Source organism: Flavobacterium sp. HJ-32-4 (genome assembly GCF_022532105.1).
Taxonomy (GTDB): domain Bacteria; phylum Bacteroidota; class Bacteroidia; order Flavobacteriales; family Flavobacteriaceae; genus Flavobacterium.
On record NZ_CP092832.1, the window covers coordinates 2230247 to 2242631 of the forward strand.

General features: G+C 52.8%; 9 protein-coding genes. 1 reads left to right on the top strand and 8 read right to left on the bottom strand.

The genetic code is table 11. The features are described 5' to 3' along the window. Positions 1–10: 10 nt before the first annotated feature. The 4 genes from MKO97_RS09315 to recG form a co-directional block, all read right to left on the bottom strand. Positions 11–1309 carry a TolC family protein gene (locus MKO97_RS09315; RefSeq protein ID WP_241102945.1) on the bottom strand — a complete coding sequence of 433 codons (1299 nt, stop codon included), beginning with the start codon at positions 1307–1309 and terminating at the stop codon, positions 11–13. Next, positions 1306–4407, bottom strand: a complete 3102-nt coding sequence (locus tag MKO97_RS09320; protein ID WP_241102946.1) for an efflux RND transporter permease subunit — start codon at positions 4405–4407, stop codon at positions 1306–1308. Before MKO97_RS09320 ends, MKO97_RS09315 begins: the two co-directional genes overlap by 4 nt. Before the next feature lies 1 nt (position 4408). Next, a complete protein-coding gene (locus MKO97_RS09325) occupies positions 4409–5488 on the bottom strand; it encodes an efflux RND transporter periplasmic adaptor subunit (RefSeq protein ID WP_241102947.1) in 1080 nt (359 codons plus the stop codon). A 120-nt stretch (positions 5489–5608) separates the two neighbouring features. Further along, positions 5609–7708 carry an ATP-dependent DNA helicase RecG gene (recG, locus tag MKO97_RS09330; RefSeq protein ID WP_241102948.1) on the bottom strand — a complete coding sequence of 700 codons (2100 nt, stop codon included), beginning with the start codon at positions 7706–7708 and terminating at the stop codon, positions 5609–5611. Between the two features lie 187 nt (positions 7709–7895). On the opposite strand from recG, the gene MKO97_RS09335 reads away from it, so the two are divergent. Continuing rightward, entirely contained in the window at positions 7896–8177 is a 282-nt protein-coding gene (locus tag MKO97_RS09335) for a hypothetical protein (RefSeq protein ID WP_241102949.1), read from the top strand. On the opposite strand, the gene MKO97_RS09340 is transcribed toward MKO97_RS09335, so the two are convergent. The 4 genes from MKO97_RS09340 to MKO97_RS09355 all read right to left on the bottom strand — a co-directional run bounded on the left by MKO97_RS09340 (position 8178) and on the right by MKO97_RS09355 (position 12376). Further along, a complete protein-coding gene (locus MKO97_RS09340; RefSeq protein WP_241102950.1) occupies positions 8178–9368 on the bottom strand; it encodes a hypothetical protein in 1191 nt (396 codons plus the stop codon). 41 nt (positions 9369–9409) lie between these two features. Further along, positions 9410–10240 (bottom strand): type 1 glutamine amidotransferase, encoded by an 831-nt coding sequence (locus tag MKO97_RS09345; RefSeq protein ID WP_241102951.1) that lies wholly within the window; start codon positions 10238–10240, stop codon positions 9410–9412. A gap of 64 nt (positions 10241–10304) precedes the next feature. Beyond that, positions 10305–11420, bottom strand: coding sequence for a carboxylate-amine ligase (locus tag MKO97_RS09350; protein WP_241102952.1), 1116 nt, complete (start codon positions 11418–11420; stop codon positions 10305–10307). 2 nt (positions 11421–11422) lie between these two features. Further along, entirely contained in the window at positions 11423–12376 is a 954-nt protein-coding gene (locus tag MKO97_RS09355) for a RimK family alpha-L-glutamate ligase (RefSeq protein ID WP_241102953.1), read from the bottom strand. Positions 12377–12385: the final 9 nt, after the last annotated feature.

Sequence of the window (12385 nt, forward strand, 5' to 3'; positions counted from 1 at the left end):
TTTCCCCGAATTAACGCAGGCGAAGCGTGCCGCTGAGTTCCCGCAAGGCCAGCTCCGACAGTTTGGCGCTGTATAACGCATTGCTTAGTCGCACCTTGGCGTTGAGATAGTTGAGCTGTGCCGTACGGACTTCCACCGGCGTGAGGGTGCCGATCCGAAACTTGTCGCTGGTAATCTCGAAATTCCGTTTCGCAATCGCTACATTTTCCCGTGCCAGATCAGCCATTTCAAGGTTGGTCAGGTAATCCTGGAAGGCCGCATCAACCGCCGCCAGCACCGTCAGTTCCTGTTGCTGCACCGCCAGCGTGGCATTTTCAATCTGTATTTTGGCAATGGTTTCATTTCGCTTTTGCCGGAAGCCGTCAAAGACATTGAGCGTGGCCGCAAACCCGTAATTGAAACCACGGTTGGTATTTTGCGTCGTAAAACCCAGACTCGACCGCGTGTCAGAGAAATTATATCCGGTGTTGACCGAAATCGTCGGGTACCGCTGCCCTTTTATCGTGCGAAGGTTGAGTTCGCTGATCCGTTTGTTGATAAGCTGTGCCTGCAACTGCGGATTCTGTTTTCGGGCGTTCTCCTCCAGTTCCGGCAACAACAGACCGCGTTCGACGTCTGCGCTCTCCGCCACCCGGAATTCGGTTTTCGGGTCACGTCCCAACAGGGTATTGAGTTCGATGAGGGTGCGGGCATACAATGCCTTCTGGGTGAGCCGGCTGTCAAGGTCGGTATTCAGGTCTACCTGTGCGTTCAACACGTCTAAACGCGCCGCCTTGCCAATCGAAAAACGGTTTTCGGCCAGCGTCAGCCGTTCCCGTGAATACGCAATGGCGGTATCGATCGCCGTCAGTTGCTGTTGCTGCTGTACGAGGTTGTAATAGGTTTCCAGCACGTCGCCGATGCGCTGCAGGATGGCCTGTTGCAATTCTGCTTCGCCCAGCTTCCGGTTTTCCTTTAATTGGTCGTAGCGCGAGAACATCGAGAGTCCGTCAAATACGGTCCAGCCGAGGTTTACACCATACGACAGGTTGTTGTTCAGTCCGTTATTGACTTCATTGATGGTACCGTCCGACCGCACCTGCCGGATGTATTGCCGGCTGTTGTTATCATTGACGTTCGCCGTCACGGCAGGCAACATACCGGCGTTGCCGATGGCCACATTCTCCGAATCGATCTTCAGGTCATTGGCGCGAAGCCGGATGTCATAATTATTCTCAAGCGCGATATTCACGGCTTCCTCAGCCGTAAGCAGTTCCTGCGCGCACATGGGTGCTGTCACAAACAGTAATATCCAGACAACGCGTCTCATACGTTTCCTTCTTTTTCAAGTTGGTCGATGCGGTCAAATTCAGGGCGGTGTGTCTTTTCCCGCGACCACATCAGGTAAATGGCCGGAATCACAAAAAGAGTCAGCACCAGCGAAAAGAGCGTGCCTCCGACAATCACGACGCCCATACCAATCCGGCTGGTAGACGCCGCACCCAGCGAAAGCGCAATCGGCAAGGCGCCCAACGCAATCGCAAGGCTCGTCATCAGGATCGGCCGTAGCCGCGATTCGGATGCTTCCACTATCGCTTCCCATTTTGGCTTGCCTTCTTCCCGCAATTGGTTGGCGAATTCCACAATCAGGATACCGTTTTTCGTCACCAGTCCGATAAGCATGATGGTACCGATCTGGCTGAAGATGTTCCACGTCTGCCCAAACAGCCACAGCGATAGAAGGGCACCCGCCACGGCCATCGGAACCGTAAGAATGATGATGAACGGATCGATGAAACTCTCAAACTGCGCCGCCAATATCAGGTAAATCAGCAACAAGGCAAGACCGAACGCAAAGCTCGTATTCGAACTACTCTCCACAAAGTCACGGGATTCCCCCTGCAAGTCGGTCGTGAAACTGTCGTCGAGCACTTTCTCCCGGATGCGTTCCATGGCTTCAATACCGTCGCCGATACTTTTACCAGGCGCCAGTCCGGCCGAAACAGTAGCTGACATATAACGGTTGTTGTGGTAGAGTTGGGGTGGACTGCTGGCTTCGGCCGTCGTTACCAGGTTGTCCATTTGGATCAGTTCCCCTTTGTTATTCTTCACAAACGACGAGGTAAGGTCAAGCGGCTCATCGCGGTCTTTCCGGTCAAACTGCCCGATTACCTGATACTGTTTTCCGTTCATCAGGTAGTAGCCAAAACGCTGCCCGCTGAACGACAATTGCAGTGTTTGTGCGATGTCAAGTACCGAGACACCCAGGCTTTCTGCTTTTTCGCGGTCGATGGTGACATACAGTTCCGGCTTGTTGAATTTCAGGTTGACATCCACGTTCGAGAAGGTGGGGTCGTTTTCCGCGGCGTCCATGAAGGCGGGAATCTTCTCCCGTAGTTTCTCGAAATTCGGTGCCTGTATGACATATTGTATCGGCAGGCCACCGCGTCGGTTGACGGCAATGGTTGGCGTTTCGCTGACATTCACCTTCACCTGTGAGTAGCGTTTGGTGGCTTTGGTCAGCGCATCGGCAATTTCTTTTTGGGAACGGCTTCGCTCACCTGGTTCCACCAGGGCAATACGGGCCCGGCCGCTGTTGATTGAAGACGCACCGAAACCCGGAGAGGTAATGATGAGCGATACTTTCTTCTCGGGAATGGAATCGTTGACCAACGTACTCAACTCGGTCATAAATCGGTCCATATAGTCGTATGTCGCGCCCTCGACACCGGTCACGCCAACATTGAGGAAGCTACGGTCATCATACGGGGCGGTTTCTTTCTGTAGGATACTAAAAAACATCACGATAAGTCCCAAACAGCCTGCCAGTATCGGGAAACTCAACCATTTGCGCTTGAGGAATCCTGTCAGGCGTCGGGCATACCCGGCGTTCATCCGTTGGAAATACGGCTCGGTAAGGTCGTAGAAACGCGATTTCTTCTGCACACCGGCCTTCATCAGGTAGGCGTTCAGCATCGGCGTCAATGTCAGCGATACAAAGGCCGAGACCAATACCGCCGCGCCAATGACCACGCCAAATTCGCGGAACAGCCGTCCGACGAATCCTTCGAGGAAGATCACCGGCAGGAACACCGCAGCCAGGGTGACGGAAATGGAAATAACGGCAAAGAAGATCTCGTTTGAGCCTTTTATCGCTGCTTCAATCGGACTCATGCCTTCCTCTACCTTTTTAAAGATGTTCTCGGTGACCACGATCCCGTCATCCACCACGAGTCCGGTAGCCAATACGATGGCAAGCAAGGTCAGTACGTTCACCGAAAATCCGAACATCCACATAATAAAAAACGTCGCGATCAGGGAAACCGGAATGTCGAGCAACGGACGGAACGCAATGGCCCAGTCGCGGAAGAAGAGGTAAATGATGAGGATGACGAGAACGATCGAAAGCAACAGCGTTTCCGCTACTTCCGTCACGGCTTTCTTGATGAAAACGGTGTTGTCGATGGCGATGTTGAGCTTGAAATCTTTCGGCAGGTCTTTCTTCAGTTGTTCATACTGTTTGTAAAAAGCTTCGGCAATGTCAAGGTAATTGGTGCCCGGCTGCGGAATGATCGCGAGTCCGACCATCGGCTGTCCGGAGTCACTCAGCTTCGTTTCAAGGTTCTCGGCTTCCAGCGCGGCCTTTCCGACATCACGGAAGCGGATCACATTACCCGCATCATCCGCCTTGACGATGATATCATCAAACTGTTCTTCCTTCGAAAGGTTACCGAGTGTTTTGACGGTCAGTTCGGTGTTCGCACCCGTTAATTTCCCCGATGGTAACTCCACGTTCTGCGTGGCAAGGGCCTGTCGCACATCCGATACCGTGCAGCCAAAGGCGGCAAGTTTCACGGGGTCGATCCAGAGGCGCATCGCATACCGGCGTTGCCCCCAGATCTGCACGGAACTGACACCGGGTATGGTTTGCAGCCGTTGTGCGATGACATTATCGGCATAATCCGATAGCTCAAGCACGTTCTTGTTATCGCTCTGAACCGTCATTGTGATGATAGGCTCTGAATCGGCATCGGCCTTTGAAACCACAGGCGGGGCATCGATGTCCTGCGGAAGGCTTCGGATAGCCTGTGCCACCTTGTCGCGCACGTCATTCGCGGCTTCCTCCAGGTTTTTGTCGAGGTTGAATTCGATGGTGATGTTACTCGATCCCTGGTTGCTGGACGAGGTGATATTACGGATGCCGTCTATAGAGTTGATCGCTTTTTCCAGCGGTTCGGTAATCTGTGATTCGATGATGTCGGCGTTGGCGCCCGAGTAGGTCGTACGCACCGATATCTGCGCCGGGTCGATCGAAGGAAACTCGCGTACACCCAGATACAGATAGCCAATCACCCCAAACAGGATGATGGCCACGTTCATCACGATGGTCAATACCGGGCGGCGTATACTTAGGGTCGAAAGGCTCATATTATTTTTTAGGGGATGACGGCGCGCCTGCAATCGCAATCGTAACAGGGTCTTCATTTTTCAATGACATCACACCGGAGGTCAACACCGTATCGCCGGCTTTCAATCCCGATAGGATTAACACATCCCGATCCGTACGCGAGCCGGTTTCGACTACGATTTCCATGGCTTTTCCGTTCCGTGAGACGAACACTTTCTTCCCGTTCTGGATCGGGATCAGGGCTTCACTCGGCACCAGCAACGCGTCATCGATCCGGGCAAGCGGCAATTCGACATTGGCGAAGGTACCCGGAATCAGGCGTCCGGAACGGTTATCGGCCACCGCCCGCATTTTGAGGGTCCGTGTCGTGGCTTCCACCTCAGGCTCAATGGCATAGATTTTCGCTGTATACCGGTCACGCGATCCCGCCACGCCAAAGGTGAGCGGACTACCGGCTTTCATTTGCGCCGCATATTTCTCCGGAATCGAAAAGGTCAGTTTCAGTTGGCTGTTGTTGACGAGCTTGGCAACAGGTGTTTCGGGTGTTACGTAGGTACCGGTGGAAATATACCGTAGCCCGATGCGACCGGAAAAAGGCGCGCGGACAACGGTTTTTGCTAATTGCGCACGTATGAGCTGGGATTGGGCCTTAGCCGATTGGTAATCCGCGTTTGATACGTCGAATTCTTCCTGGCTGATGGCTTCTTTTTCCAGCAACAGCCGGGCCCGGCGGGCATTCTCTGCCGCAAGGGCTTCTGCGCTTTTTGCCTGGGCGAGGCGGGCGCGGAGTTCGGTATCGTCTACCTTGAAAAGGACTTGTCCTTTCTGTACGTCGCCGCCTTCCGAAAAACGGATGTCGCGTACCACACCCGATACTTCACTTCTCACGTCTACCTGTTCGTTGGGTTCAAGCGATCCGGTCAGCGAGAGGTTGTCGGCAAACACCTGCGGTTGCAATACGATGCCCGTAACGCGTGTCGGTTTCTTGTTTCCCATTTCCTTCCTGGGTCCGTCTTTCTTTTTGTTTTCGGTAATGCGGTAGCCGATCAGCGCCGCGCCTCCGAGAACTAAAACCGTGTACACGATGTATTTAACCTTCATCCGTCAGACTGAATTGTAAAATAGTTACAAATTGCGAAATTGACACGCCGCACAAAGCTACTGGGTAAAAATGGCAACGGGGGCGTACTTTGTTTTTTTTTAACAGCGGTTTAGGCTGATTTAACTGATGTAATTCCAAATATCCCGACCGGCTTCCATCCGTTCGAAAACATGACGGACGGTGCGGTGTTCCGTGGCAGTGAGGCCGGGATCATTCTTGAGCAGGCGGATGGCATAATGCCGTGCCGTTTCCAGTATGTCGCGGTCCCTTACGATATCGGCGATCTTCATTTGCAGCACACCACTTTGCTGGGTGCCGGTCAGGTCGCCCGGTCCGCGCAGCCGCAGGTCGACTTCCGCAATCTCGAATCCGTCATTCGTGCGTACCATGGTTTCCAATCGCGTTTTGCTGTCGCTTGACAGTTTATGTGAGGTCATCAGGATGCAGTAGCTCTGCTCGGCGCCACGGCCAACACGGCCCCGCAACTGGTGCAACTGCGACAAACCGAAGCGCTCGGCGTTCTCGATGACCATCACACTGGCATTCGGTACGTTGACGCCCACCTCGATGACGGTGGTTGCCACCATGATCTGCGTCTTGCCTTTGGCGAAGCGCTCCATTTCCGCATCCTTGTCGGCCGGTTTCATTTTGCCATGCACGATGGAAATGGCGTAGTCGGGGAGGGGAAAATCGCGGGAAATACTTTCATAGCCGTCCATCAGGTCCTTGAGGTCCATCTTTTCCGACTCCTTGATGAGGGGATAGACGATGTATACCTGCCGGCCTTTTGCAATCTCATCCTTCAGGAATTTCCACACTTTCAAACGATTCGCATCATACCGATGGACGGTCTGTATCGGTTTCCGTCCTTTTGGCAACTCGTCGATTACCGACACGTCCAGGTCGCCATACAAACTCATGGCCAGGGTGCGCGGAATAGGCGTGGCGGTCATTACCAACACATGCGGCGGTATCGTATTCTTCTTCCACAATTTCGACCGCTGTTCCACGCCAAACCGGTGCTGCTCGTCGATGATGGCGAGTCCGAGGTTGTGGAACCGCACTTTATCCTCCAACAGGGCATGCGTACCCACCAGTATATGAAGTTGTCCGTTCTCAAGGCTTTCATGTATTTCCGCGCGTGCTGTCGGTCGGGTTGAACCCGTCAGCAACCGGATACTGACGTCCATCTCGCGGGCCAGTTCGGCGAGTCCGTTATAGTGCTGTGTCGCCAATATTTCCGTCGGGGCCATGATACATGCCTGAAATCCATTCCCGATGGCAATCAACATCGCCATGAAGGCAACGATGGTCTTGCCTGAACCCACATCACCCTGTAACAAGCGGTTCATCTGGGCCGGTTTGCCCATATCATTCCGGATCTCCCGGATAACGCGCTTCTGCGCTTCCGTTAGCTCGAATGGTAGGTGTTTTTCGTAAAACTCAGTGAATTTATCGCCCACCACCAGAAACGCATGCCCCTTGATTTTCTGTTTCCGAACCAGGTTCTTGGTAATCAGTTGCAGTTGGATGAAAAACAATTCCTCAAACTTCAGCCGGTACCTTGCGCGGGCCAGTGCCTCGTTTCCAGTCGGAAAATGCAGGTTGAACAGCGCCTCTTTCTTGGGCATGAGCTTGAGATCGTCGAGTATCCAGGGCGGGAGGGTTTCGTGGATGTGGTCGCGTACATCCCCAAACAATTGCTGCATCATCTTGTTGACGACGCGATTGGAAATGCCGCGGTTGCCCAGGGTTTCGGTCGACGGGTACACGGGTTGCAGGGCCGAGCGCAGGCTTTGTTCGTGCTCCGACAGCAATTCGATTTCCGGATGCGGCATGCTGAACGTGCCGTTGAAGGCATTCGCTTTGCCAAAGATGACCACCGGAATGCCCAGTTTCAGGGTTTCCCGAATCCATTTGATGCCCTGGAACCAGATAAGGTCCATTTGGCCGGTATCGTCGGCAAACGTGGCGACCAAGCGTTGTCCCCGCTTCTGTTCTACGGTTTTGACATGGATAATCTTCCCAATCAACTGCACATCGGCCCCAGACTCGCGCAATTCGTTCACACGGTAATAGCGCGTGCGGTCGATATACCGATTCGGGAAAAAATGCAGCAGGTCTTCGAAGGTACGTATGGCTACTTCCTTACGAAGCAACTCGCCCCGAGCGGGACCGACGCCTTTGAGATATTCGATGGGAGTCTGTAGAAGCGACATGCCGTTGTTTGACGTAAAGATACTTGTCTGCCCCCAAAATGGCAATTTCGGATGCAAATACGGCGAAAGGTACGATGCTTCGCGAAAACGCGGTTACGGTTTTTCCGCAATTTTATCCTGTAAAATACCCCATTCGGTATGTAACGGAAACCCTCGTTCGCGCCCGTACTTTTGCATAAAACACCTTATGGAAACCGATCACACCCATCGATTTGATGGAAAAGAAGACAAAGGCTACCACCAAAAACCTTTTGAAGACAATGCCGACCCATTACCCCAGATAGATCCGGTTTCGGCCGGCTTAGCAGAGGAAAGCGAGGGGACCAAGACGTCCGGCGAAAGCGATAAAAATGAAAGGGAAAAGACCCCTGTTGCCACGACACCCGAAACGACGTCACCTACCGAAAGCGCACCACAGCCGATTGACGATAGTGCCCGCCTCACGCAGTATCCGGACGGAAACGACTGACTAGCGTTCGAACAGCCCCAGCGTGCCGCCGACCCAGTCTTTGTCTTTGTTGAATTTGACGCCGATCATTTCGCCGCGACTCATCCGCACAAGGTTGCAGAGAAAGGTCGGCTCGGGGTCGTCTTTCCTCCACACACATAAAATCCGGACTTCCGCTTTTACCTTGCCGTCCGGCGATTGGATCACGGGTTCATAGTGTACCTTCTTTTGTAATATATAAAGGTCTTTGTCTTTCACGGCTTCGATGTCTTCCTTCGTTACATGGAAAACGACACCGCTTCCGGAAAACGAAAACAGCGGTTTTAGGACATAGTTTTCCAGGTCTTCCGGAATTTCATCCAGCTCACTCAGTAAGGTCGTTTCAATGAAATACTTCCCTTTCAAATACGGTAGGATGAACTTACTGATCCGGAAGAACCAGTTCGGGTGCCCGGCCCATTCCACGTCAAGGTCATCCGAAAAACGGAACTGCAGCGTCAGGTCGTTACGCGCTTCCAACTCGTCGAAAATCACACGGTTGTAGATGCGGCGTACTTCGATTTCTTCTCCCTCCGAATCGGTGTAGTAGAGTTTGGCGCCTTTCTGCCGTAACTCGGTGACGCATACAATCGGAATGCCCAGATCGCGGCGCGCGTAATAGAAGTCGATTTTGGTATTTTGCTTTTCCGGCTCGATTTCCAGCAGGATTACCTGTTTCGGATCGTGGCCCGCGAGAATGACGTCTTTCAGCAACGGCAGATAGTCGTCGCCGGTCATATCACCGATAAAAGGGGTCAGTTCGGAAAGGAAGGGGTATTGCCGGCAGAACTTTTCGTAAAGCACATACTGAAAATTGAAAAGGGAAGGAAAGCCTTGCACCTCAATGAGTTTCGGTAAAATCTCGCCATTCTCCTTACAGATGCCAAAATCGATCGCCAGGAAGGTGGTATGCGCATCTTCTCCCGGTACCCGGATGTTCAGTTCCAAGGCCGGATCCGTGAGCGGTCCGAAATCCGGACGACGGATCAGGGCAATGACGTCGCGGCAGCCTTCCAGCAACTGTTCCTTGAGGCTGTTCGGGATGAAAAACGGCGTTTCACCCATACGGAAGGTGGGCAAATAGTCGAAATCGGATGCAATATCCTGTTTGAACGCTTCATATTTCTCCAGCGAAAATGCGGAATTGAAACGGTCACGATACGATGGGATCATGGCGGTAGTATTGAGTGAAACATCGGCCGGAGCCGGCTGGGTCAGTTCGACAGCATCTTCTTTTGGTCCATCAGGTCATTGATGGCACCACGAAGGAAATTCGGGATGATGGTTTCGTTTGTTTTGTAGATCTTGTCTTCGTCAAGCAGGTCTTCCAGCATGTCGCGAAACTTCGACTTGCCTTTCATTTCAATGATGCGCTCGCGTTTTTCACGACTTTTCAGGTTGGCGATATAACTGATCGGATCGGCTTCCGGGTGGAACTGTGTCCCTACAAAATACGGGTTGAACCGCACAGCCATGATGGCACGCTCGTATTGCACATGGTCCCGGATTTTCTCAAGCGACAGTATCTTCGCGCCCTTTGCCTCAAACACTTTCAGTTTGGGCTGCACCACCTGGTAATCCCGCGAGTCGATCGCGTAAAACGGGTTCGGAAGTCCTTCAAACAAGGCATCGTTAAGTCCGTCCGGCGTCTTATGCACCGGCATGATGCCAAACGACGTCGATTTCCGTTTGGTGATTTCCGCCAGCCCAAAATGGTGGCAGGCCATCTGGAAGGAATGGCAGATGAACAACATATACTTTTTCACCTCCTGTGTGCGGTTCCATTCGAGCAGGCCGTCTACAAAATCGAAATACGCCCTGTCCCAAATGCCGTCGCCGTCAAGCGGATTGCCCGGCCCACCGGTCGAGATATAGATGTCATACGCCTTCATATCCGGCAATTCGCCCTTTCCGCGCGTATCGTATACCTTGAAATCGACCATGGCGTTGAACCTCCTGACGATGTCGATGATGCACCGCATGCCCTGGTTGGGCTCGCCTTTATACATATCCAGAATGGCAACGCGAAGGGACGATTGGCTCATAAGTACGTGTTTGCTTGCAAATATACAAGAAGTTATCAGTTATGGTTCGAACGCCGTCGTCACATCAGAGGCCGCGCACGAACTCCGATGTAATGAAATCCACCACTTTCGTCAGGTCGTTACCGTTGTCACGGAAGACGGTCAATTGCTTGTCCGACCCCGTGCCTTCCCGCAGGATCCGGTGAACGTATTCGATATGTTCCCGCGAGCCCAGTTCGTCGACCACATCGTCAATGAACTCAAGCAGTTCCAGGATGAGGTCGCGCGTCGGCACTTCCTGCTGTAACCCGAAATCAATCATATGATTTTCAATGCCATAGCGTGCGGCCCGGAACTTGTTCTCGCGGATCAACGCAATACGGTAAATATTGAAGCTCGTATTGGCCTTCGTCAACTTATACAGTTTGGCCACGACGGCCTGGATGAGGGCCACTACGCACATCGTTTCATCCACCGTGAGCATCATATCGCAGATGCGGAATTCAATGGTGTTGTAGAACGGATGTAGTCGAAGGTCCCACCAGATTTTCTTCGGGTTGTCGATACAGTTCGTCTTGACCAGCGTATCGAGGTAGTTGTCATACGACGCCACCGAGTCGAAATACTCCGGAAGACCCGTGCGCGGAAACTTGTCGAAAACCTTCGTGCGGAACGACTTATACCCGGTTTCACGACCTTCCCAGAACGGCGAATTCGTCGACAGGGCGAAGATATGCGGCAGGAAGTAACACGCCTGGTTCATCAGTTGCAGGCCGATTTCGCGGGTTTCGATCCCCACGTGGCAGTGCATACCGAAAATCAGGTTCGAGCGCGCCGCATCCTGCAGTTCGTTTACGATGTGGTGGTAACGCGGATCGTCGGTAATAGGCTGGTCCTGCCATTTTGAAAACGGGTGCGTACCGGCGCCGCCTACGATCAACTTTTGTTTGTCCGCCAGTTCGACGATCTTGCGTCTCAGGAATTTGATTTCCTCCTTCGCCTCCGACACACTGCTGCAGATGTTAGTGCCGACTTCCACCACCGATTGGTGCATCTCGGCCTTGACCTGCTCGTTCAGGATGATTTTCGCACCGTCCACAATTTTCGAAAGGTGCGATCGGAGGTCCCGCGTTTGGGGGTCTATAATCTGGTACTCTTCTTCCACACCTAGTGTGAAGACGGGTAATTTTCGCGTAGCCATGGTTATTTTTTTGTCGGGCCGACCGTGTCTTTCACGAAGTCACCCCAGAAAAGGTTCGGTTTTCCGTCTTTGTGTTTTTTAGCATAGGAAATAGCCAGTTTGGCGGCTTCCTCCACCACCCATTCGAAGTTCTCCTGGCCCACCGAAGTGAGTTCGGCATCCGGCGCCGGGTTTCCGAAGTCGATGGCATACGGGATTCCGTCGCGCACGGCGAACTCCACGGTATTGAAATCATAGCCTAGGCCGTTGCAGAGGCGAAGGGTGTAATCCTTGATGGTCGCCAGCAATTTCTTATCGGTATTCGGGTTGTCCACCACATACCGCAAGTGGTGTGGGTTCCGCGGTTCGTACGGCATGATGCGAACGGCTTTCCGTCCGAGGCAATACACCCGGAAATACGAATCAAACACGATCTCTTCCTGCAACAACATCACGAGTTGCCCCGTTTCACGGTGTTTTTCCCAGAATTCCTCGCGGTTTTCCAGTCGGTAGACGTTCTTCCAACCGCCACCGGCATACGGTTTCATATAGGCAGGGAATCCGACATAGTCGAAGATGGCTTCCCAATCCATCGGGAAGGCAAGGTTGCGGAACGATTTGGCCGTGGTATCCGTCGGGTGTTCGGCAGACGGCAATATGGCTGTTTTAGGAAGTGGTACGCCCAGGGTATCCGCCAGACAGTTGTTGAAAAACTTGTCGTCAGCGCTCCACCAGAACGGGTTGTTGATAACGATAGTGCCCGTAAGTGCGGCGTTTTTGAGATAGGTGCGGTAGAACGGTACGTCCTGTGAGATACGGTCAATGATGACGGCATAGTCCGTTGCTTTGTTCTGCATGACCTTGTCGATGCTCACGGGTTCGGCCACGATACCTTTTTCGCCTTTTCCGTTTACCCGGTCGATGAACGCCCAGGGAAACGTGTCTTCCATTCCGAACAAAATTCCGATCTTCTTCATTTTAGGTGT

Excerpts from the sequence above, each read along its gene's own strand:
- MKO97_RS09315 (WP_241102945.1), bottom strand. The coding sequence starts at position 1,309 with ATGAGACGCGTTGTCTGGATATTACTGTTTGTGACAGCACCCATGTGC.
- MKO97_RS09320 (WP_241102946.1), bottom strand. The coding sequence starts at position 4,407 with ATGAGCCTTTCGACCCTAAGTATACGCCGCCCGGTATTGACCATCGTG.
- MKO97_RS09325 (WP_241102947.1), bottom strand. The coding sequence starts at position 5,488 with ATGAAGGTTAAATACATCGTGTACACGGTTTTAGTTCTCGGAGGCGCG.
- recG (WP_241102948.1), bottom strand. The coding sequence starts at position 7,708 with ATGTCGCTTCTACAGACTCCCATCGAATATCTCAAAGGCGTCGGTCCC.
- MKO97_RS09335 (WP_241102949.1), top strand. The coding sequence starts at position 7,896 with ATGGAAACCGATCACACCCATCGATTTGATGGAAAAGAAGACAAAGGC.
- MKO97_RS09340 (WP_241102950.1), bottom strand. The coding sequence starts at position 9,368 with ATGATCCCATCGTATCGTGACCGTTTCAATTCCGCATTTTCGCTGGAG.
- MKO97_RS09345 (WP_241102951.1), bottom strand. The coding sequence starts at position 10,240 with ATGAGCCAATCGTCCCTTCGCGTTGCCATTCTGGATATGTATAAAGGC.
- MKO97_RS09350 (WP_241102952.1), bottom strand. The coding sequence starts at position 11,420 with ATGGCTACGCGAAAATTACCCGTCTTCACACTAGGTGTGGAAGAAGAG.
- MKO97_RS09355 (WP_241102953.1), bottom strand. The coding sequence starts at position 12,376 with ATGAAGAAGATCGGAATTTTGTTCGGAATGGAAGACACGTTTCCCTGG.